Raw genomic sequence first — 20,063 nt, 5'->3', positions numbered from 1 at the left:
GCGGAAAACGACAGAGCGCGGCCTGAGGCCGCGCTTTTTTTTTAGCCGTTGATATAGGTCATCGACTCGGCGCCGTAGCGTTCGCCGGCCGCCGCACTCAGTGGGAACACCGCGTCGATCGCCGCCAGCTCAGCCGCGCTCAGCGTTATCTCCGCCGCCGCGACGTTCTCTTCCAGGTAGCGACGGCGTTTGGTGCCGGGGATCGGCACGATGTGCTCGCCCTGCGCCAACACCCAGGCCAGCGCCAGCTGCGAAGGTTTGACGCCCTTCTGCGCCGCCAGCTCGCCCACCTTCTCCACCAGCGCCAGGTTGCGGGCGAAGTTTTCCCCCTGGAAACGCGGGTTGCCTCGGCGGAAATCGTCCTCGGCCAGATCCTCCGGCCGCCGGATAGCGCCGGTGAGGAAACCGCGCCCTAACGGGCTGTAAGGCACAAAGCCGATGCCCAGGCGCTCACAGGCCGCCAGCACGCCCTGCTCGGCGTCGCGCGTCCACAGTGAATACTCGGTCTGCAGCGCCGTGATCGGATGTACCTTGTGCGCCCGCTCCAGCGTGGCCACCGACGCCTCACTCAGGCCGATATGGCGGATCTTGCCTTCGCGGATCAGATCCGCCATCGTGCCGACGACGTCTTCGATCGGCACTTGCGGATCGACCCGGTGCTGATAATAAAGATCGATCTCCTCCACGCCCAAGCGCCGCAGGCTGCCCTCGACGGAGCGCCGGATATACTCGGGGCGGCTGCTGACGCCGCGCGCCGAAGGATCCGCCGGATCGCGCAGGATGCCGAACTTGGTGGCCAGGAACACCTGTTGCCGTTTGCCTTTGATCGCTTCCCCCACCAGCGCTTCGTTGGTGTGCGGGCCATACATGTCGGCAGTGTCGAGCAGCGTGACGCCCAGCTCCAGCGCCCGGTGCAGCGTGGCGATGGCTTCCTGCCGATCGGCGCCGGTGGAGTAGAAGTCGCTCATGCCCATGCATCCCAGCCCCAGGGCGGAGACGACGGGACCGTGGGAACCCAGTTTACGTTGTTGCATTGTGCTGCCCTCATGCGGTGAATGGATAACGCAGCAAAGTCTGGTTGTTTACGCTACAAAGATAAATAATGCAGATTGCACATCACTGTTCAAAAATCACCAACAATCCGGAGTGGACATGGATCAGGTTCAAGCCATGCGCATTTTTACCCGCATCGTCGAACTGGGCAGCTTCAGCCGGGCGGCCGAACGCCTGCAGCTGCCGCGCGCCACGGTCAGCAACGCGTTAAAACGGCTGGAGCAGCGGCTGGGCGTTCGCCTGCTGATCCGCACCACCCGCCAGGTACAGGTGACCAGCGAAGGCAGCCTCTACTATCAACGCTGCGTGCAGTTGTTGGGGGCACTGGAGGAGGCGGACACGCTGTTCAGTCACCATAAGCTGCAGCCGTCCGGCAAGGTGCGCATCGATATGCCCCATTCGCTGGCGCGCCAGATCGTCATTCCGGCGTTGGACGACTTTTACCAGCGTTATCCCGACATCACCCTGGCGCTGGGTGCCAACGACACCCACGTCGATCTGTTGCGCGAAGGCGTTGACTGCGTGCTGCGCGCCTGGGAAACCGAAGACGACAGCCTGGTGGCGCGGCGCATCGCCCAGTTGCCACAGATCACCTGCGCTTCCCCCGCTTACCTGCAGGCCTGCGGCACGCCGCTCGACATCGATAGCCTGCAGCCGCATCGCGCGGTGGGGTATTTTTCCCTGGCCAGCAACCGCGATTATCCGCTGGAATTCTGCCGCGGCGGCAAGGTGGAACGGCGCGAACTCCCCGCCCGGCTGAGCGTCAGCGGCGCCGACGCCTACATCGCCGGCGCGCGGGCTGGCATGGGATTGATTCAGGCGGCGCGCTATTCGCTTGCCCCTTGGCTGGAACGGGGCGAACTGGTGGAAGTGTTGGCGGACACGCCGCCCCCGCCGATGCCGATTTACATCATGTATCCGCCCGGCCGTTTCCTGGCGCCACGGGTCAGGGTGTTGATTGATTGGCTGATTTGGCTGTTTGACCAGCAGAAAAGCGGCGATATGGCTGTTTTTCCAGCAAACGCCCGCAAAGCGGGGAAATAACTGTTGACGTGTCCGCCAAAATCTCTAGAATTCGCCTCCGTGGTAACGTTACTCCGGTAATGTTTCTGGTACGCGAAGGTGGCGGAATTGGTAGACGCGCTAGCTTCAGGTGTTAGTGTCCTTACGGACGTGAGGGTTCAAGTCCCTCTCTTCGCACCAAATAACCACATGATTTATATTGCACTCAGCATCGATGCGAAGGTGGCGGAATTGGTAGACGCGCTAGCTTCAGGTGTTAGTGTTCTTACGGACGTGAGGGTTCAAGTCCCTCTCTTCGCACCACGCTGGCGACGTAATATAAATCAAAGCAACAACATCGACTGTGCGAAGGTGGCGGAATTGGTAGACGCGCTAGCTTCAGGTGTTAGTGTCCTTACGGACGTGAGGGTTCAAGTCCCTCTCTTCGCACCAATTGATGATCTCTCCGGTAGTGTCCTCGAAAAAATCCCAACGCATTGATGAACAACACGCCTAAGCGTGGTTTTGCCGTTTCCGGCGTTTACGTGAAGCTGAAGTTGAGGCTGATTGCCGCCAGGCCGCCCGCCAGCGCCATGCAGGAAGGCAGCAGCAGATAGTGGCGCAGCCGGCTGTTGAACAGCATCACCAGCGTGGCCAACATCGCTATCACAATCAGGGTGCGCAACTGCAGCATATTCAGATCGATCAAGGCCAACAGCGGCATCAGCGCGCACGGCAGCAAAACGCCCCAGGCGCTGGCCAGGCGATCGCCGAGGCACCAGCTGACGCCCCACAGTCCACACGCGGCAATCATGGCAGTAAGCATGACAACCCCCTTTAAGTGATAATGATAACCAATATCATATAACACTTTTTTGGCCGCCGCATCATTTTCACTGCGGTGACCAAACCCAGATGACACCAGCATGAAAAAATGATAATTTGACATAAGAAAATTCCTAGTCCTGTTTGCATGATAATAATCACAATCCTCAACCATGCAATTCAAGTGGATATTCGCGCCAAAGGAATGCTTCTCAACCTTAATTATTCGACAGAACGACTTTGCAAAGAGTGACCTCCGTATGAACGCCCGTTCTTATCAGGAATTACTGAACAGCAAGCAGCGCCTGGCATTATTTCTTTTTCTGGTGATGAATGCCGCCTCTTCCGTATTTACGTTATTGTTCCCTTTTAGGGATACGCCCGCATTTACCCTACCTTTATTATGTATACCGCTATTTTGTCTGGCGGCGGCGCTATTTTCCCTGCAAACGCCGCGGAAATACTTGTGCAAACTCAACCTGTTTTCCAGCGTGCTTGGCCTGCTGTGGGCCGCACATATTTACGTTAAAAGTCAATATTGCTTGCCGAATAACCAAGATTTTTTATTAATTAGTTTGTTCAGCATCTTTTTTATCAGCGCTATTTCTCTGACGGATAACTTTACCGCCTTTTGTTTACACGCCGTGCCTTCCGCAATGGTGATCCTGGCTTTAGACGGCATGCATAATACCCTGCGGATATTATTCACCACGCTATTACCTATTATCGCTTTCTCCATTCATCACCTGATGTTGAAACGCAGTGAAATCTTTACCCACGCGCTGGTGGCCAACCTGTATAACGAGCGGGACAAATTCAATAATTTGAGCATGCTCGATCCCCTGACCGGCCTTTATAATCGCCGCGGGCTGGAAAATAAGATCACTATGCTGCTGGAACCGCAAACCGGCCGCCACTACGTGCTGCTGCTGGATATCGACCACTTCAAGGTCTACAACGACAGCTACGGCCACGCCATGGGCGACCGGGCGCTGGTGCAGGTAGCGGTCGCCATTCGCGATGCGGTGCGTTCGCGCGACATCGTGGTGCGTTACGGCGGGGAAGAGTTTTTGGTGCTGCTGACCAACGTGCACGAAGGCTACGCGGCGCAACTGGCCGAACGGGTGCGCCAGCGGGTGGCGGAGCTGAACATCCCGCACGGCGCCAGTCCGCAGCACAGCGGCACGCTGACGCTCAGCGCCGGCATCTCCGCGCTGGAAAAACTGGACATCGAATCGGCGATAGGCGCAGCCGACGCCGCGCTCTATCTGGCGAAGCACAGCGGCCGCAACAATATTCAGCTGGCGCAAAACGTCGAGCCCGCCGCCGTTCACCCTTAAGCCGCCGCCGTAACGGCGCGGCGGCTGACATCAACACTTATACGGCTATACGGCGGTGGAACGCAGCCCGTTCAGCAACAGGTTCAAACTGACCAAGGCTTGTTCCAGCCCCACGTCTTTTTCCGGATGATGGGCGACCCACAGCGCGGCATCCATCAGTCCGCCGTTGATTAAATGCGCCAGCGATTCCGGCTCGGCGACGGCGATGCGCCGCTGCGCCATCAAGGCCTGCAATGCGCCCGTCATCCAGCTGATGCACGCCAGCTTGCTGGCCCGCAGATATTCAGCTCCCAGCACCGAAGGTGAATCACGCAACAGAATGCGTTGCGCTTGCGGCTCCGTCATCATGATCAGATAACCGCGGCAACGCGCCGCAAAAGCCTCCCAGTCATCCGCAGTACTCGCGGTTATGTCAGCCAGATGCGCATCCATCTCCGCGTCTATCGCCTGCACCACCGCCAGGAACAGCCCCTTTTTATCGCCAAAATGGTGATAGAGCGCGCCGCGCGTCAGGCCGGCCTGGGCGGTGAGATCATCCATCACCGTCTCGGCATACCCCACGCTGCCAAACTGCCGGCGGGCCGCCGCCACCAGCTTTTGTCGGGTTTCTTCAATCATTTCGGTGCGCGCTTTACGTGCCATGGGTCCACTCCGCCTCATTATTGATGACGTTATAATTGACATACGCCATGTATGTCAATTAACGTAACATACGTGGCGTATGTCAATGATGGACATTGAGCGAATACCGAGCCGCCAACATTCCGGAGCCCTTTCCATGGCAAATCCTTATTTCAAACTGTTCAACGCCCCGGGCAGCAAGGCGTTTTCCTCTGCCGGGCTAATCGCGCGCCTGCCGGTCTCGATGACCGGTATCGGCATCATCACCATGCTCTCGCAGGTACGCGGTTCCTATTGGTTGGCGGGCGCGGTGGCAGCGACGTTCGCCTTTTCCATGGCGCTGCTTGCGCCGCAAATCGCGCGCGCGGCGGATCGTCACGGCCAAAGCCGCGTGTTGCCGTATGCCACCGGGATCAGCGCGATCGCCCTGCTGCTGCTGTTGCTCTGCACCCACTATCGGGCACCGGACTGGACGCTGTTTGTCTTCGCCGCGCTCGCGGGCGGCATGCCCAGCATCTCCGCGATGGTCAGGGCCCGCTGGAGCGAAATTTATCGCGGCACGCCACAGCTGCACACGGCATTTTCATTCGAGTCCGTATTGGACGAGGTGGCCTTTATCGTCGGCCCACCGATCGCCGTGGGGCTTAGCGTTTCACTCTTCCCAGAGGCCGGCCCTCTGGTGGCCGCGCTGCTTCTGGTGGCGGGCGTTGCGGCATTCGCCGCGCAAAAAAGCACCCAGCCCCCGGTTTACGCCCACAATAACCAGCGGCAGCGCGCCATCCTGACCATGCCGTCGATGCAGATCCTGGTGCTGGCGCTGATCGCCCTCGGCACCATCGTCGGCACCGTGGACGTCATCAGCGTGGCCTTCGCCGAGCAGCAAGGGCAGCCGGCCGCCGCCAGCATCGTACTGTCGGTTTACGCGTTCGGCTCCTGCCTGGCCGGGCTGATTTTCGGCGCAATGAAGATCCCCGTCCCCTTGCCTCGTCTGTTCTTATACGCGGCGTTCGCCACCGCTTTCACCACCTTGCCGCTGCTGTGGGTGCACAATGTCTTAACGCTGGCGGCGGCGATGTTTGTCGCCGGATTGTTTTTTGCGCCGACCATGATCGTTGCCATGGGGCTGGTTGAAAACATCGTGCCGCCCTCCCGGCTGACGGAAGGATTGACCTGGATGGTCACCGGCCTGGGGATAGGCGTAGCGTTCGGCGCAGCCCTGGCAGGCCTGGCGATCGACGCTGCGGGGATAACGGCCGGCTTTGGCGTCACGCTCACGGCCGGCCTGGTCGTACTGCTGGTGGCGGCCGGCGGCTACCGCTTAATGCAGCGAACGCTGGCCTTGAAAGCGGCGTGAATCGCCCGCGCTAAGCGGTTTCCCAAATCGCCTTGCCCTGCCAGCGCCGTTCGATCGCCGTCAGAAACAGTTTCACCTTGGGGGAGAGATGGCGCCGGCTGGGATAGACGGCGCAGATCGGCGGCCCCGGGCGACAATAGCGCTCCAGCACCGGCACCAGCGTGCCGGCCGCAATCTGCTCGCCGACCAGAAACGCCCCCACTTGGCACAGGCCGGCCCCGGCGACGGCCGCATCCCGCAAAGCCTCGACGTTGTTGAAACGCATCCGGCCGCGCACCGGCTGTTCGTGCAGTTGGCCGTTGACCAAATAGCGCCAGGGCGCCGGCAGCCCCTGATGGCTGAAAACCAGCGTCTCGTGATCGCCCAACGCCTCCGGTTTTGCAGGCGTACCGTGCCGCGCCAGATAGTCCGGCGCCGCGCAGGTGATTAGGCGATGCGGCGCGAGCACTCGCCGCACCAGCCGGCTGTCGTCGCTGCCGCCGACCCGGATAGCTACGTCGATGCCGTCGCGCACCAGATCGCTGTACTCATCGGAGAAGCTGACGTCGGCGTCCACCTCCGGCCACTGTGCCAAAAACTCCCGTAAAATCGGCAGGATATGCAACCGCCCCAGCGAGACCGGCAGATCCAACCGCAGCCGCCCGCGCGGGGTTTGCCGCCGCGTATTGAGCGCCGTTTCCGCCTCTTCGGCCTGCGACAGGATGCGCTGCGCATACTCGTAAAACACCGCGCCGTCTTCGGTCAGGCTGACGCTGCGCGTGGTGCGCTGCAGCAGCCGGGTCGCCAATCGCTCCTCCAATCGGTTCACGCATTTGCCCGCCGCCGATCGGGAGATGCCCAGCCTCTCGGCCGCCAGCGTGAAGCTGCAAGCGTCGGCGACGCGGATGAACACCAGCAGGTCTGTCAGGTTATCCAACGGCATAGACGGTAAATTAGCCACGATTTGTCCCCAATGTTGCGCAATCAGGCCAGTTTATCAGCCATTTTGGCGCGGATACACTGAGGCTCTTCATCTGTTGGGAGGATCCTTATGAATGCCTTACACGCCGACGGCGGCGCAAAACCCTGGCTGGCGACCTTCGCGGTCGGCCTGTCCACCTTTACCGTCGTCACCGCAGAAATGCTGCCCGTCGGCCTGCTGACCCCGATCGTCAGCACCCTGAACGCGACGATCGGCCGCGCCGGATTGCTGATTTCCCTGCCGGCCCTGTTCGCCGCGCTGTTCGCCCCGCTGGTGGTGCTGGGCGCCCGGCGTACGGATCGCCGCAGCCTGTTGGTGGGCTTTCTGCTGCTGCTGATCGCCGCCAACCTGCTGGCCGCCGCTGCCACCTCCCTGGCCCTGCTGTTCGCCGCGCGCATCCTGCTGGGTTTTTGCATCGGCGGTATCTGGGCCATCGCCGGCGGGTTGGCGGAACGCCTGGTGCCGCCGGCCTCCGTCGGATTGGCGCTGTCCGTCATCTTCGGTGGCGTAGCGGCGGCCTCGGTGTTCGGCGTGCCGCTCGGGGTGTTCCTCGGCGAAGCGCTGGGTTGGCGCATGGCGTTTCTGGCGGTCGCCGTCCTGGCGGCGCTGGCACTGCTGTTGCTGGTGTGCGTGCTGCCGCCGCTGCCGGTCACGCAGGCGATAAGCTGGCGGTCGTTCACCGCGCAGCGCGCGAATCGCCGACTGTTGACCGGGCTGCTGCTGACGTTTCTGCTGGTCGCCGGCCACTTTATGGCTTACACCTTTGTTCGCCCGCTGTTGCAGACGGTCGCCGGCATCGAGGGCCGCTGGGTGGGGCCGCTGCTGTTCGCCTACGGCGTCGCCGGTATCGCCGGGAATTTCATCGCCGGCCAGGCCGCCGCCAAACGGCTGCGCCGCACCCTGGCGCTGATCGCCCTCGGGCTGGCGCTCGCCGTCCTGCTGCTGCCGCTGCTGGGCCACGCGCCGCTGAGCGGCAGTGCCTTCCTCCTGCTGTGGGGCATCGCCTACGGCGGCGTTTCCGTTTCGCTGATGGCATGGATGCTCAAGGCGGCCCCCGATGCGGTCGAGGTCGCCTCTTCTCTGTATATCGCGCTGTTTAATCTGGCGATTTCCTGCGGTTCGCTGGCGGGTGGGCTGGTGGTGGACACCGGAGGCCTGACGATAAACGGCGTGCTGTCCGGCATGGTGCTGCTGCTGGCGTTGACGATCCTGATGCGAACGCGCCCACAGGCGCTGACAACGGCGGCGAAGGCCGATTCGCCGCCGGGTTGAATCAGGCGCGGCGCTGCCGCAGGCCGTAAACCAGCACCACCGCGAAGCACAGCAGCGGCAGCAGATAAGAGAGAGCAGTGCTGTAACGGTCGGCCAGCGCCCCCATAAAGTACGGCATGATGGCGCCGCCGACGATCGCCATGATCATAAAGGAGCTGGCGCGCTTGGTGTGTTTACCCAAATTTTTCACCCCCAGGGCGAAAATGGTCGGGAACATGATCGACATAAAGAAGAACACCGCGATCAGCGCCACCACCGACACGCCGTCGACGCTCAGCATCACCACGCCGCACAGCGCGATGTTGATCAGCGCATAGGCCGCCAGCAGCGTCGCCGGTTTGACTCGCCCCATCAGCCAGGTGCTGAAGAAGCGTCCGACCATAAAGCAGATCATGGCGATCGACAGCAGGTAAGAGGCGCTCTGGTTAGACACCTCGCGCCAGTGCTCGGTGGCGTAGTTGATGAAGAACGCCCCGACGCCCACCTGCGCCGCCACGTAGAAGAACTGTGTGATAACCCCGCCGACGAAATGCGGATGCTGCCACAATCCTTGCGCTATCACGCCGTGCACCGGTTTTTCCTCTTCGCGGATCGCCGGCAGCCGTGTGCGGCTGAACAACAGCGCGATCAGCAGCACCAGCGCGGCGATCGCCACATAGGTCATCTTCACCGCGCTCTGATCGCCGCCGCCGGCGGACTGGCTGGCGGAGAAGAACAGCGTGCCGCCGATCAGCGGGCCGATAAACTGCCCGAGGCCGTTGAACGACTGGGCCATATTCAGCCGCCGTTCGGCGCCCTGCGCATCGCCCAGCACCGTGGCGTACGGGTTGGCCGCCGTTTCCAGGCAGCCCAGGCCGCTGGCGATGACGAACAGCGCGAACAGGAATACGCCGAAGCTGTTGGCCGACGCCGCCGGCACGAACAACAGCGCCCCCAGCGCGTACAGGCACAGCCCGACCAGAATGCCTGCCTTATAGCCCTTGCGATCCATAAAGTACCCGGCGGGCAGCGCCACCAGGAAATAGGCGCCGAAATAGGCCGCCTGCAGCAGCCCCGACTGCGCCTTGGTGACGTGCAACGTCTCCTGAAAATGTTTGTTTAATACGTCCAGCAGGCCATAGGACAGCCCCCACATGAAGAACAGGCTGGTGACCAGGATAAAGGCCCAGCGCAGATTGGCGGTCACGGGGACGCCCGGCTGCGCGGAGGCCGCACTTTTTTCAGCAAGCATGGTGATACCCTCGTATCGTCTGGCGATGATGATGTTGGCGTTATTGCTGTTGCAGAGAGAAAATCCGCGCCATTTCCACCCATTTTTCGCCCTGCGGCGTCCAGGGGGTGGCGGCCTGGTAGTGCCACATCAGCGCTTCCCATCGCTGTACTTCGGGGTTGTTCAGGCTGGCGGCGTCAAAACGCGCGGCGTCAAAATCGGCGCTGACCTCCACGATCATGAACAGCCGGGTGCCCAACCGGTAAATCTCCATGTCCAGAATGCCGTGCTTGCGCAAATGCGCGGCGATGCCCGGCCAGATGCGCTGATGATGCTGCTGGTACTCCGCAATCAGCGCCGGTGAGTCAATCAGATCGAGCGCCTGGCAGAAACGGCGCCGCCCTGCCGCCGCGCCGCTCACGTCAGCGCCCGATCGAGATGCAGGTAGCCGCCGTCCACCGATAGCCACTGCCCGGTGGTATGCGATGACCGCGACGACAGCAGAAACGCCACGGTATCGGCGATCTCCTGCGGCGTGGTCATGCGCTGCCCGAGCGGAATGCGCGCGGTGATTTTCTCCATCTGCCGCTGCGGCTCGGCGAAGGTGTTGAGCCAGCGCTGGTACTGCGGGGTGATCACCTCCGCCGGCACCACCGCGTTCACCCGCACCCCGTCATGGCGCAGCGACACTGCCCATTCGCGCGTCAGCGCCAGCACCGCGCCCTTGGCGGCGGTGTAGCCGCTGGTGCCCCCCTGCCCGCTGAGCGCGGTCTTGGAGGCGATGTTGACGATGGCGCCCCGGCTCTCCTGCAGCGCCGCCTGGCACAGGTGCGCCATCAGGTAGTAGTGCACCAAGTTCTTCTCCAGCGAGCCGACGAACGCTTCACGCCCCGCCTCCAGCCCGACGCCGTCATTGACCCCGGCGTTGTTCACCAGTCCGTCGATGCGGCCGAAGGTCGCCAGCGTCTGGCTGACCGCCCGGCGGCAGGCCGCCTCGTCGCACAATTCGGTGAGGATCACCTCGGTGCGCGGCTGCAGCCGCTGCAAATCGGCCAGCAGCGCCGCCTCCGGCGCGGCGTTGGTGACCAGCACCGGGATCGCCCCCTCCTCGGCCAGCACATGAGCAATCGCCGCGCCGATGCCGGCACCGCCGCCGGTGACCAGCACCACCTTATCTTGCAGATACAGATCCATAACCAGACTCCGTTAAACCGTAAATTCGCCAGGCGGTGCCGCCCCAAATCGCCGCCTGCTCGGCGGCCCCCAGCGTCGACAGCGCCCGTTCGCACAGTTGCACCACCTGGCGGTAGTCGCCGGCCAGCAGGCACACCGGCCAGTCGGAGCCGAACATCAGCCGCTGCGGGCCGAACGCCTCCAGCGCGGCGTCGAAGAACGGCAGCAGTTCTTCCGCCCGCCACCGGCCGCCCGGCGCCTCGGTGATCAGCCCCGACAGCTTGCAGGCCACGTGCGGCAGCGCCGCCAGCGGCCGGATTTGCTGCGCCCAGTGCCGCGCGCCGCGCGCGATGTCCGGCTTGCCGAGGTGATCCAGCACCAGCCAGTGTTCGTCATGGCGGGCGGCGAACGCCGCCGCTGCCGCCAGATGCCGGTGCGTCACCAGGATCTCGTACACATACCCGGCGCGCTGCAGCGTTTGCATGCCGCGTTCCACCTCCGGCCGCGCCAGCCAGGCCGCCGGATCCGCTTCGTCCTGCACCTGATGGCGCACCCCGCGCAGCGCGCTGTAAGGCCGCAAGGCCTCCAGGCGCTGCGCCAGCTGCGGCGCGGCGATATCCAGCCAGCCCACCACGCCGCATACGCCCTCGCTCTGTTCAGCCAGCGCCAGCAGGGCCAGCGTCTCGTCCTCGCTGGGGCGCGCCTGCACCGCCAGCGCGCCGTCGAAACCGTGTTCCTGCAACAGCGGCCGCAGCCGGGGCGGATCGAAATCCTGCCGCAGCACGCGCATCCGCTCGTCGATCCACGGGTAGTGCCGTGGGTGATAGCGCCAGTAGTGCTGATGCGCGTCGATGCGCGGCATGCGATCCTCCCGCCTCACCCGCGGAACCGATACTGCTCGATCGACGACGGATGCATCTCGATCGAATAGCCGGGACGGCTCGGCGGCATGTAGGCCGCGCCGTTGATCACGCAGGGATCGACAAAGTGTTCATGCAAATGATCGACGTACTCGATCACCCGGCCTTCGTGGGTGCCGGCGATGCACAGGTAGTCGATCATCGACAGGTGCTGCACGTACTCGCACAGTCCGACGCCGCCAGCGTGCGGGCAGACCGGCAGCTGGTATTTGGCCGCCATCAGCATCACCGCCAGCACTTCGTTGACGCCGCCGAGACGGCAGGCGTCGATCTGCACCACGTCTACCGCGCCGCGCATGATGAACTGCTTGAACATGATGCGGTTCTGACACATCTCACCGGTGGCCACCTTGACCGGCGCCACCCCTTCGCGGATGCGGCGATGCCCTTCCACGTCGTCCGGGCTGGTCGGCTCTTCGATAAACCAGGGTTTGGCGAACGCCAGATGCTTCACCCACGGAATGGCTTCGTCCACTTCCCACACCTGGTTGGCGTCGATCATCAGCCGGCGATCTGGGCCGATCACCTCGCGGGCGATGCGCACCCGGCGGATGTCGTCTTCCAGATCGCGCCCGACCTTCAGCTTCAGGTAGGAGAAACCGGCGTCGACCGCTTCCTGGCACAGGCGGCGCAGCTTGTCGTCCGGGTAGCCCAGCCAGCCGGCGGAGGTGGGGTAACAGGGATACCCCTCCTGCAGCAGCCGCTCCAGGCGCCGTTCTTTGCCCTCGGCCCGCTGTTTCAGCAGCGCCAGCGCTTCCTGCGGCGTGATGCAGTCGGTGATGTAACGGAAGTCGATGCAGCGTACCAGCTCCTCCGGCGTCATCTCTGCCACCAGCCGCCACACCGGTTTGCCGACCGATTTGGCCCACAGATCCCACACCGCGTTGACCACCGCGCCGGTCGCCAGGTGAATGGCACCTTTGTCCGGCCCGATCCAGCGCAGCTGGCTGTCGCTGGTGAAGCGCCGCCAGAAGGCGCCCATATCGGCGGCGATCGTCTCCAGCCGCTCACCGACGATCTGATGCTCCAGCGCGCGGATCGCCGCGCAGCAGATCTCGTTGCCGCGGCCGATGGTGAACGTCAGTCCGTGGCCGCTGAGATCCGCGCGATCGGTCTCCAGGATCACGTAGGCGGCGGAATAGTCGGGATCCGGATTCATGGCGTCGGATCCGTCCAGCCCCAGCGACGTGGGGAAACGAATGTCTTCAACCCGCAGTGCGGTAATGGTGGTCATGGCGGCGCTCCCGGTTAAGCCTGTACGGTTTGCTGGCGCTGTTCGCCCAGCCCTTCAATGCCCAGACGCATCGTCTGGCCCGCCCGCAGGTAGATGGGCTGCGGTTTCTGCCCCATGCCGACGCCCGGCGGCGTGCCGGTGGAGATCACGTCGCCCGGCTGCAGGCTCATAAAGCGGCTGAGGTAGCTGACGATCTGTGGAATGCGGAAGATCATGGTGCTGGTGTTGCCGTCCTGATAACGCTTGCCGTCCACCTCCAGCCACAGGTTCAGGCTGTGCGGATCGGCGATTTCGTCGGCGGTCACCAGCCAGGGGCCGATCGGCCCAAAGGTGTCGCAGCCTTTGCCCTTGTCCCAGGTGCCGCCGCGCTCAATTTGATACTCGCGTTCTGAGACGTCGTTGATCACGCAATAACCGGCGACGTGGCGCATCGCGTCCGCTTCGCTGATGTAGCGCCCGCCCAGGCCGATCACCACGCCCAGCTCCACTTCCCAGTCGGTTTTCTGCGAGCCGCGCGGGATCTCCACCCGGTCGTAGGGGCCGACCACCGCGCTGGTCCATTTGTTGAACACCACCGGTTCCTCAGGAATGGCCGCACCGGTCTCCGCCGCGTGATCGGCGTAATTCAGGCCGATGCAGATGAACTTGCCGATGCCGCCGACGCAGGCGCCGAGACGCGGCTGCCCCTCGACCAGCGGCAATGCGGCGCTGTCCAGCGCGCGCAGTTTGGCGAGCGACGCCGGCGATAACGCGGCGCCGCCCACGTCGGCGATATGCTGCGACAGATCGCGCAGGCGGCCCTGCTCATCCAACATGCCGGGGCGCTCTTGCCCGGGTTCCCCATAACGTAAAAGTTTCATGCGTTCCTCTCTCAAAAATGGCGGCTCAGTTGCTCCAGCCACCGTCGATGATCTGCACCGTGCCGGTGGTGTACGAGCTGGCGTCGGAGGCCAGATACAGCGCCAATTGGGCGATTTCCTCGGTGGTGCCGATGCGCCCGATCGGCTGACGGGCGACGAACGCCTGATACACCTCTTGCTCGCTGCGCCCCTGTTCGCGCGCCTGCTCGGCGATGCGCTGGCGCAGCGACGGCGATTCCACCGTGCCGGGGCAAATGGCGTTGCAGCGGATGCCCTGGGTGACGTAATCCGCCGCCACCGAGCGCGTTAGGCCGATCACCGCCGCCTTGCTGGCGCTGTAGGCGAAGCGGTTCGGCACCCCTTTCACGCTCGAGGCCACCGAAGACATGTTGATGATCGAGCCTTTGCCGCGCGCCAACATGCCCGGCAGGAAGGCGCGGATCATGCGGAACATCGCGGTGACGTTGAGATCGAGCGCGAACGCCCACTGATCTTCGCTGCAGTCGAGGATCGATCCGCTGTGCACCACGCCAGCGCAGTTGAACAGCACGTCGATCGGGCCGATCGCTTCCGCCGCCGCCGCGATGGCGGCCGGATCGGTGACGTTCAGCGTCAGCGCGCGGATCCCGGCGGAGCCCTGCAGGCGCTCGAGGTTGATGTCGCTGGCGATCACTTCAGCGCCGGCGGCGGCGAACAGCCTGGCGGTGGTGAATCCGATCCCTTGCCCGGCGGCGGTGATCAGTACGCGTTTCCCGGTTAAATCCATCTTGACTCCTCGGCCTAAAGGTCTAATGGTCAGGCCACTAAAGGCGGTTAAAGGTCAGGCCTCTAACATGACAAAAGACGCTTTACGCGTTATCGTTGGGGGAAGAAGTTAATAAAAACAGCCTTGAAACCGCATTTCAATTAACCATTTTTTTACACTTGAATAACGATTACTCAAGCGCCTTATCGCATAATTGTGCGCCAAATCACTGAACGCCGAATCGTCAAAGGTCAAAAATGCCGATTACCCGACTGGAAAACCCAAGAATTTACAGACAGATAGCTGACCAACTCAAACGTCTTATCGAAAATAACGAATTTCCGCCGGGCAGCCGTCTGCCCTCGGAGCGCGATCTCGCCCAGCAATTGCAGGTCAGCCGCGCGTCGGTGCGCGAGGCGCTGATCGCGCTGGAAGTGATCGGCCTGGTAGACGTCAAGGTCGGCAACGGGGTGATCGTGCGCTCGCCAACGCCGCTGGCGCCGTCGCAGGAGCCGGTGATGGCCCAGGCCGGCCGCAACCAGTGGGCGGAGATCGACGACGAGCTGAACATCGAGCTGGATTTCAACGCCGAGTTGCCGCCGTTTTCTCTGCTGCAAACCCGCCTGCTGATCGAACCGGAGACCGCCGCGCTGGCCGCGCGCCACGCCACCGACGAAGAGCTGGCGGGTATCCGCGCCGCCTATGAACAGAACTGCCGCGATAACCGCGCCGGTTCCGCCACCCACCCCGGCGATCGGCTGTTCCACATCCGCATCGCCCAGGCCAGCGGCAACCCGGCCTATGCGTTCATCATCGGCCACCTGCTCGGCCACCGTTACGGCAGCATGTTCCGCGTGCTGCAGCGCCACTATACGCCGGACGACATGCCGCACCGCTCCGAGCTGGAACACCGGGCGATCCTAGCGGCGATCGAAGCGCGCGACGTGCGCGGCGCCCGCAAGGCGATGAAGGCGCACCTGGACGAAGTGATCGCCATTTTCGCCCGCGCGCAGTAGGCCGCCGGCGGTGAAAAAATTTTATCGCCACCGCTCTTTTTTCTACATGCAGCCGGGGCCTGGGGGCATTACACTGGGCGACGAATAAGCCCTTTCCCCGCTGCATTGTTAAATGGATAACGACCGTTGAAGAACTCTGTCTCCGCTTTATTGCTGGCGCTGGGCCTGTGCGCCGCGCCGCTGGCCGTGCAGGCCGCGCCCCCGCAGCTGGCTTCGCAAATCGTCGACCAGTATGCCGAACATATTTTCTACAACAGCGGCGCCACCGGCATGGCGCTGGTGGTGATCGACGGCAATCAGGTGGTTAACCGCAGCTTCGGCGACACCAAGCCCGGCAACAACCTGCGCCCGCGCCCGGATTCGCTGATCCGCATCGCGTCGATCACCAAGCTGATGACCAGTGAAGTGATGGTAAAAATGGCGGCGGCAGGCCAGGTCAAACTGACCGATCCGCTGCGCAAGTACGCCCCCAAAGGCGCCTATGTGCCGGCTTACAACGCCGGCCAGCCGATCACCTTATTGAACCTGGCCACTCACACCAGCGCGCTGCCGCGCGAGCAGCCGGGCAAGAAGCCGCCGAAAACGCCGGTGTTCACCTGGCCGACCAAGGCCCAGCGCTGGCAGTGGCTGGCGCATGCCAACATCACGACGCCGCCGGGCGTGCACGCCGCGTATTCCAACCTGGCGTACGATCTGCTGGCCGACGCGCTGTCGCGCGCCGCGGGCAAGCCTTACAACGCGCTGCTGAAAGAGAAAATCACCGCGCCGCTCGGCATGGTGGATACCACGCTGACGCCGAGCCCTGAACAGTGTTCGCGCCTGATGGTGGCGGCGGCCGGCCCGAGCGCTTGCCGCGACACCACCGCCGCGGCCGGCAGCGGCGGCGTCTACTCCACCCCGCGCGACATGCAGCGTTGGATGCAGCAGTTCCTCTCCTCCAGCGCCAGCGGCCCGCGCAAAGCCACCGCCGCCAGCGAACAAACCATGTACTTCCAGCGCCACGATCTGGTGTCGCTAAAGGGCATGGACGTGCCGGGGCAAGCGGATGCATTGGGATTGGGCTGGGTGTATATGGCGCCGAAGGACGGGCTGCCGGGCATCATTCAGAAGACCGGCGGCGGCGGCGGGTTCATCACCTACATGGCGATGATCCCGGCGAAAAATGTCGGGGTGTTCGTGGTGGTGACCCGCTCGGAGCTGAGCAAGTTCACCAACATGAGCGATCCGGTCAACCGCCTGGTGAGCGATCTGGCGGCCAACAAGAGTTGATATGCGGGGCGCAGCTGGCTGCGCCCCCACGTCTCAGGCCAGCACCGCCATCTGATGGATCACCGGATGGAAGTTGCGCTTGAAGTAGATCAGGCCGTTGCCGGCTTCGCTCAACGCGATCTGCTTGATCTGCACCAGGTACATCTGGTGGGTACCGATGCTCTGGATCTGCTCGATTTCCCCTTCCAGGCTGGCCAGGGTATTGCGCAGCACCGGCTGCCCCAGTGCGCCGAGCTGCCACTCTTCCAGCCGGAAACGATCTTCCATGCTGACGCCGGTCATGCCGGCGAAGTGGCGCGCCATCAGCTCCTGCTCGTGGTTGAGCACGTTGACGCACAGCCTGCGGTTTTCCTGAAACACCGGGTTCATCGCGCTGTTGCGGTTGATGCACACCAGCAGCGTCGGCGGCGTATCGGTTACCGAGCACACCGCCGTGGCGGTGATGCCGCAGCGCCCCGCCGGGCCGTCGGTGGTGACGATATTCACCGCCGCCGACAGGCTGGCCATGGCGTCGCGAAAGCGCAGGCGCTGTTCATTTTCCTGAGACATACAACCTCCTCCTGAATTACTTCAGCAGATTATCCAACTGATTAATATCGTCATTGTTCCGCAGGTGCGGCACCTTCCAACCGTGCTGATCGTAATCGGCCAGGCACTTGTCGACCATCTGCATCATGCGATCCATATTGCCGGATCCCTGCGCATGGCGCAGGCACTGCAGGCGGATCTCATCCTGGCTGCCGGCGTAGTTGATCTCATACAGCTCGTGGCGCCCGCCGAACTCACTGCCGATCGCGTCCCACATCAGCTTGAGGATCTTGATGCGCTCGACGTGATCCATGCCGTCCGATCCGCGCACGTAGCGCGCCAGGTACTTGTCGATCTCCGGGTTGTTCATGTCGCGCACGCTGGACGGCAGGTAGATCAGGCCGCTGGTGACGTTCTTTTCGATGATGTGTTTCACCTTGGTGTAGGCCATCGGCGCCATCACACGGTAGGTTTGCAGCGCGGCGGAATCCGGCAGGTAGGCGCCGTTTTCCCATTGCGTGGCTTCGGCGCACATCGCGTCGCTCAGCGACCAGAACAGGTTGCGCCAGGCCACCACTTCGCCCAGATCGGCCTGCACGCCGCGGAACTCCAGCACGCCGGTGCACGAGAGGCTCTTTTGCAACAGCGCGGTGATGAAATCCATCTTCACCGCCAGGCGCACGCAGGCCTGCAGCGGGAACAGCCGGGCGAAACCGCCCTGGGTGCTCCAGCGGCGGCAGCGGTCGAAATCGCGGTAGATCAGCACGTTTTCCCACGGGATCAGCACATGATCCATGATCAGGATCGCGTCGTTCTCGTCGAAGCGGCTGGTGAGCGGATAGTCAAACGGCGATCCGGTGGCGCCGGCCACCAGCTCGTAGGAGGCGCGCGAAATCAGCTTCACTCCTTCGGCGTCCATCGGCGCCACGAACATCAGCGCGAAGTCCGGATTATCGCCCATCACCTGCGCCGAACCGAAGCCGATGAAGTTGTAGTGGGTCAACGCCGAGTTGGTAGCCACCACTTTGGCGCCGCTGACCACGATGCCGGCGTCAGTTTCTTTCTCCACCTGAATGTAGACGTCCTTCACCTCATTGACCGGCTTATGACGATCGATCGGCGGGTTGACGATGGCGTGGTTGAAATAGAGCCCGGTTTCCTGAATGCGTTTGTACCAGTGGCGCGCGTTATCGGCGAACTGGCCGTAGAACTCCGGATAAGCGCCCAGCGCGCAGCCGAAGGCCGCCTTATAATCCGGCGTGCGCCCCATCCAGCCGTAGCTTTGGCGTGACCAGTCGGCGATGGCGTCACGCTGCTGGCGCATCTCTTCCGGGCTGCGGGCGTAGCGGAAGAACTTGTGGGTATAGCCGCCGTTGCCGGTGTCGGTGTTCCAGCACAGGCGATCCTGGCTGGCCGGATCGTGCAGCGCGTCGTACAGCTGGCCGACCGACGCCGCCGCGTTGCGGAACGCCGGGTGGGTGGTGACGTCTTTTACGCGTTCGCCGTAAATGTAGATTTCGCGGCTATCCTGCAAACTTTTCAGGTATTCGGCGCCGGTGAACGGGCGTTTGCTGTCGGCACGAAAGTCTTCTGGTTTCATCGGGTCTTCCTCGTCATCGGCATTTTTCAGGCCGTGGAGTCGGCCATTTGTTAAAATAATGTTTTCTTTTGGTTGCTTAATTGAAGCTGCCAAAGCCGGTTTCGAGAAGAGACTTTTGCGGCAATCGCCGGTACTTTTCAGGTCAGTTTGCCGCTTTCGCGGCAAACTGTGATCGCGGTTACGAAAGGGCGTGTTGCGCCGCGCGGTAGGTCGAGGGGGAACAGCCTTCCAGCCGATTGAAAAAACGGGCGAAATAGGCCGGATCCTTGAAGCCGAGGCTGTAAGCGGTTTCATGCACCGTGCAGGCGCTGAACAGCAGCATGCGCTTGGCCTCGCGCAGCAGCCGATCGAAGATCAGCCGTTTGGGCGGCCGGTTGGCGAAGCGCCGACACAGGTCGTTGAGCCGCGATTCAGTCACCCCCAACGCCTGCGCATACTCCGGCACCGGCAGATGCTCGCGAAAACGCTCGTCCACCATCTTGTTAAACCGTTGAAACAGCTGCAGTTCGCCGCGCACGCCGCTGTTGGCGCTGTCTTCCAGCGCGGTGTTGCGCAGCAGCAGCGTGAACACCGCCTGCGCCAACAGCGCCAGCGTCTGTTCGCGCCCGGCCAGGTTCTGCGCGAACTCGCGGCGGATCAGCGCCCAATAGTGGCTGAGCGCCGTCAGCTCCTGCGGCGCATCGGCCAGCGACAGGCAGATGCCCGGCATGTCCAGCGCCAGATTGCTGCCGGGATACAGGCGCTCCAGCAGCGGCCAAATCAACTCCTGGCGCACCGTCAGCACGTGGCCGTCGCTGTCCGGTTCGGTGAAGAACGCATGCGGCACCGACGGCGGCGTGAGGATGAACAGCGGCGCCTGCACCGAATAGTGCTGATCGTCGAGCTGCAGCTCTATCTTGCCGGTCTCCAGGAAATGCACCTGGAAGAAGCAGTCGTGCCAGTGCACCTGCATGTCGCGGCCGAAGAATGCCGCCAGCCCGGCGAAGGTTTCGTAGTGCACCTCGTCGGCGGCGTAGCGCGCGTCATACTCTTTGCAAATATCGATGTTGGCGATAAAGCCGGTACTTTTCCGCACCTCAT

At 62.9% G+C, this 20,063-nt stretch carries 20 protein-coding genes and 3 tRNA genes; 9 read left to right on the top strand and 14 right to left on the bottom strand.

The genetic code is table 11. The annotated features are described in order from the left end of the window. Positions 1-41: 41 nt before the first annotated feature. Complete coding sequence (locus QMZ29_RS23005) at positions 42-1,034, bottom strand: aldo/keto reductase (protein WP_025305204.1); 993 nt, start codon at positions 1,032-1,034, stop codon at positions 42-44. Positions 1,035-1,152: 118 nt separating this feature from the next. Between QMZ29_RS23005 and QMZ29_RS23000 the strand changes: the two genes are divergently transcribed. The 4 genes from QMZ29_RS23000 (at position 1,153) to QMZ29_RS22985 (ending at position 2,508) form a co-directional block, all read left to right on the top strand. Beyond that, complete coding sequence (locus QMZ29_RS23000; RefSeq protein ID WP_261425198.1) at positions 1,153-2,097, top strand: LysR family transcriptional regulator; 945 nt, start codon at positions 1,153-1,155, stop codon at positions 2,095-2,097. Between the two features lie 72 nt (positions 2,098-2,169). Further along, positions 2,170-2,256: transfer RNA gene (locus tag QMZ29_RS22995), tRNA-Leu, on the top strand. A gap of 36 nt (positions 2,257-2,292) precedes the next feature. Further along, a tRNA-Leu gene (locus QMZ29_RS22990) sits at positions 2,293-2,379 on the top strand. Positions 2,380-2,421: 42 nt separating this feature from the next. After that, a tRNA-Leu gene (locus tag QMZ29_RS22985) sits at positions 2,422-2,508 on the top strand. 88 nt (positions 2,509-2,596) lie between these two features. On the opposite strand, the gene QMZ29_RS22980 is transcribed toward QMZ29_RS22985, so the two are convergent. Continuing rightward, a complete protein-coding gene (locus QMZ29_RS22980; RefSeq protein WP_261425199.1) occupies positions 2,597-2,881 on the bottom strand; it encodes a DUF1435 domain-containing protein in 285 nt (94 codons plus the stop codon). Between the two features lie 259 nt (positions 2,882-3,140). Here QMZ29_RS22980 and QMZ29_RS22975 point away from each other — a divergent pair, with 259 nt between their 5' ends. Further along, positions 3,141-4,220 (top strand): GGDEF domain-containing protein, encoded by a 1,080-nt coding sequence (locus QMZ29_RS22975; protein WP_173888225.1) that lies wholly within the window; start codon positions 3,141-3,143, stop codon positions 4,218-4,220. A gap of 45 nt (positions 4,221-4,265) precedes the next feature. Here QMZ29_RS22975 and QMZ29_RS22970 read toward each other — a convergent pair whose 3' ends face one another. Further along, on the bottom strand, positions 4,266-4,862 hold the full coding sequence (locus QMZ29_RS22970; RefSeq protein ID WP_016929176.1) for a TetR/AcrR family transcriptional regulator: 597 nt from the start codon (positions 4,860-4,862) through the stop codon (positions 4,266-4,268). A 136-nt stretch (positions 4,863-4,998) separates the two neighbouring features. On the opposite strand from QMZ29_RS22970, the gene QMZ29_RS22965 reads away from it, so the two are divergent. Beyond that, positions 4,999-6,195 carry an MFS transporter gene (locus QMZ29_RS22965; protein WP_060434166.1) on the top strand — a complete coding sequence of 399 codons (1,197 nt, stop codon included), beginning with the start codon at positions 4,999-5,001 and terminating at the stop codon, positions 6,193-6,195. Between the two features lie 10 nt (positions 6,196-6,205). Here the strand turns inward: QMZ29_RS22965 and QMZ29_RS22960 are convergent, their stop codons facing one another. Further along, positions 6,206-7,117, bottom strand: a complete 912-nt coding sequence (locus QMZ29_RS22960; protein WP_025305199.1) for a LysR family transcriptional regulator — start codon at positions 7,115-7,117, stop codon at positions 6,206-6,208. Between the two features lie 108 nt (positions 7,118-7,225). On the opposite strand from QMZ29_RS22960, the gene QMZ29_RS22955 reads away from it, so the two are divergent. Further along, on the top strand, positions 7,226-8,428 hold the full coding sequence (locus QMZ29_RS22955) for an MFS transporter (RefSeq protein ID WP_261425201.1): 1,203 nt from the start codon (positions 7,226-7,228) through the stop codon (positions 8,426-8,428). Position 8,429: 1 nt separating this feature from the next. On the opposite strand, the gene fucP is transcribed toward QMZ29_RS22955, so the two are convergent. From fucP to QMZ29_RS22920, 7 genes are read right to left on the bottom strand one after another with little or no spacing between them, the layout of a single operon-like run. Continuing rightward, positions 8,430-9,659, bottom strand: coding sequence for an L-fucose:H+ symporter permease (fucP, locus tag QMZ29_RS22950; protein ID WP_060434161.1), 1,230 nt, complete (start codon positions 9,657-9,659; stop codon positions 8,430-8,432). Between the two features lie 40 nt (positions 9,660-9,699). Beyond that, positions 9,700-10,059 (bottom strand): L-rhamnose mutarotase, encoded by a 360-nt coding sequence (locus QMZ29_RS22945; RefSeq protein ID WP_043136092.1) that lies wholly within the window; start codon positions 10,057-10,059, stop codon positions 9,700-9,702. Further along, positions 10,056-10,832, bottom strand: a complete 777-nt coding sequence (locus tag QMZ29_RS22940; RefSeq protein ID WP_043136096.1) for an L-fucose dehydrogenase — start codon at positions 10,830-10,832, stop codon at positions 10,056-10,058. Before QMZ29_RS22940 ends, QMZ29_RS22945 begins: the two co-directional genes overlap by 4 nt. Further along, positions 10,810-11,673 (bottom strand): amidohydrolase family protein, encoded by an 864-nt coding sequence (locus QMZ29_RS22935; protein ID WP_060434159.1) that lies wholly within the window; start codon positions 11,671-11,673, stop codon positions 10,810-10,812. The genes QMZ29_RS22940 and QMZ29_RS22935 overlap by 23 nt, the downstream gene beginning before the upstream one ends. Positions 11,674-11,687: 14 nt before the next feature. After that, positions 11,688-12,965, bottom strand: a complete 1,278-nt coding sequence (locus QMZ29_RS22930; RefSeq protein ID WP_283225792.1) for an L-fuconate dehydratase — start codon at positions 12,963-12,965, stop codon at positions 11,688-11,690. A 14-nt stretch (positions 12,966-12,979) separates the two neighbouring features. Next, complete coding sequence (locus tag QMZ29_RS22925) at positions 12,980-13,825, bottom strand: fumarylacetoacetate hydrolase family protein (RefSeq protein WP_025305192.1); 846 nt, start codon at positions 13,823-13,825, stop codon at positions 12,980-12,982. 25 nt (positions 13,826-13,850) lie between these two features. Continuing rightward, positions 13,851-14,591, bottom strand: a complete 741-nt coding sequence (locus QMZ29_RS22920) for an SDR family oxidoreductase (RefSeq protein WP_043136107.1) — start codon at positions 14,589-14,591, stop codon at positions 13,851-13,853. Positions 14,592-14,827: 236 nt separating this feature from the next. On the opposite strand from QMZ29_RS22920, the gene QMZ29_RS22915 reads away from it, so the two are divergent. Together QMZ29_RS22915 and ampH are read left to right on the top strand one after the other, a co-directional pair. Then, the gene (locus QMZ29_RS22915; RefSeq protein WP_025305190.1) at positions 14,828-15,586 is read left to right on the top strand and encodes a FadR/GntR family transcriptional regulator; all 759 of its coding nucleotides are present in this window, start codon (positions 14,828-14,830) and stop codon (positions 15,584-15,586) included. Positions 15,587-15,712: 126 nt separating this feature from the next. Continuing rightward, positions 15,713-16,855, top strand: a complete 1,143-nt coding sequence (gene ampH / locus QMZ29_RS22910) for a D-alanyl-D-alanine-carboxypeptidase/endopeptidase AmpH (protein ID WP_025305189.1) — start codon at positions 15,713-15,715, stop codon at positions 16,853-16,855. A 33-nt stretch (positions 16,856-16,888) separates the two neighbouring features. On the opposite strand, the gene hpaC is transcribed toward ampH, so the two are convergent. From hpaC to hpaA, 3 genes are all read right to left on the bottom strand, one after another. Next, entirely contained in the window at positions 16,889-17,404 is a 516-nt protein-coding gene (gene hpaC, locus QMZ29_RS22905; RefSeq protein WP_025305188.1) for a 4-hydroxyphenylacetate 3-monooxygenase, reductase component, read from the bottom strand. A gap of 16 nt (positions 17,405-17,420) precedes the next feature. Next, entirely contained in the window at positions 17,421-18,983 is a 1,563-nt protein-coding gene (hpaB, locus tag QMZ29_RS22900) for a 4-hydroxyphenylacetate 3-monooxygenase, oxygenase component (protein WP_043136111.1), read from the bottom strand. Positions 18,984-19,161: 178 nt separating this feature from the next. Further along, on the bottom strand, positions 19,162-20,058 hold the full coding sequence (gene hpaA, locus QMZ29_RS22895) for a 4-hydroxyphenylacetate catabolism regulatory protein HpaA (RefSeq protein WP_004933161.1): 897 nt from the start codon (positions 20,056-20,058) through the stop codon (positions 19,162-19,164). Positions 20,059-20,063: the final 5 nt, after the last annotated feature.

The sequence above is a fragment of the Serratia sp. PF-27 genome, from assembly GCF_030053255.1.
Taxonomy (GTDB): domain Bacteria; phylum Pseudomonadota; class Gammaproteobacteria; order Enterobacterales; family Enterobacteriaceae; genus Serratia; species Serratia bockelmannii.
The sequence above is the reverse complement of the archived record's forward strand: the minus strand, read 5'-3'. Positions and strand labels throughout refer to the sequence as shown.

Coding starts and splice junctions, on each gene's coding strand:
- QMZ29_RS23005 (WP_025305204.1), bottom strand. CDS start 1,034: ATGCAACAACGTAAACTGGGTTCCCACGGTCCCGTCGTCTCCGCCCTG.
- QMZ29_RS23000 (WP_261425198.1), top strand. CDS start 1,153: ATGGATCAGGTTCAAGCCATGCGCATTTTTACCCGCATCGTCGAACTG.
- QMZ29_RS22980 (WP_261425199.1), bottom strand. CDS start 2,881: ATGCTTACTGCCATGATTGCCGCGTGTGGACTGTGGGGCGTCAGCTGG.
- QMZ29_RS22975 (WP_173888225.1), top strand. CDS start 3,141: ATGAACGCCCGTTCTTATCAGGAATTACTGAACAGCAAGCAGCGCCTG.
- QMZ29_RS22970 (WP_016929176.1), bottom strand. CDS start 4,862: ATGGCACGTAAAGCGCGCACCGAAATGATTGAAGAAACCCGACAAAAG.
- QMZ29_RS22965 (WP_060434166.1), top strand. CDS start 4,999: ATGGCAAATCCTTATTTCAAACTGTTCAACGCCCCGGGCAGCAAGGCG.
- QMZ29_RS22960 (WP_025305199.1), bottom strand. CDS start 7,117: ATGCCGTTGGATAACCTGACAGACCTGCTGGTGTTCATCCGCGTCGCC.
- QMZ29_RS22955 (WP_261425201.1), top strand. CDS start 7,226: ATGAATGCCTTACACGCCGACGGCGGCGCAAAACCCTGGCTGGCGACC.
- fucP (WP_060434161.1), bottom strand. CDS start 9,659: ATGCTTGCTGAAAAAAGTGCGGCCTCCGCGCAGCCGGGCGTCCCCGTG.
- QMZ29_RS22940 (WP_043136096.1), bottom strand. CDS start 10,832: ATGGATCTGTATCTGCAAGATAAGGTGGTGCTGGTCACCGGCGGCGGT.
- QMZ29_RS22935 (WP_060434159.1), bottom strand. CDS start 11,673: ATGCCGCGCATCGACGCGCATCAGCACTACTGGCGCTATCACCCACGG.
- QMZ29_RS22930 (WP_283225792.1), bottom strand. CDS start 12,965: ATGACCACCATTACCGCACTGCGGGTTGAAGACATTCGTTTCCCCACG.
- QMZ29_RS22925 (WP_025305192.1), bottom strand. CDS start 13,825: ATGAAACTTTTACGTTATGGGGAACCCGGGCAAGAGCGCCCCGGCATG.
- QMZ29_RS22920 (WP_043136107.1), bottom strand. CDS start 14,591: ATGGATTTAACCGGGAAACGCGTACTGATCACCGCCGCCGGGCAAGGG.
- QMZ29_RS22915 (WP_025305190.1), top strand. CDS start 14,828: ATGCCGATTACCCGACTGGAAAACCCAAGAATTTACAGACAGATAGCT.
- hpaC (WP_025305188.1), bottom strand. CDS start 17,404: ATGTCTCAGGAAAATGAACAGCGCCTGCGCTTTCGCGACGCCATGGCC.
- hpaB (WP_043136111.1), bottom strand. CDS start 18,983: ATGAAACCAGAAGACTTTCGTGCCGACAGCAAACGCCCGTTCACCGGC.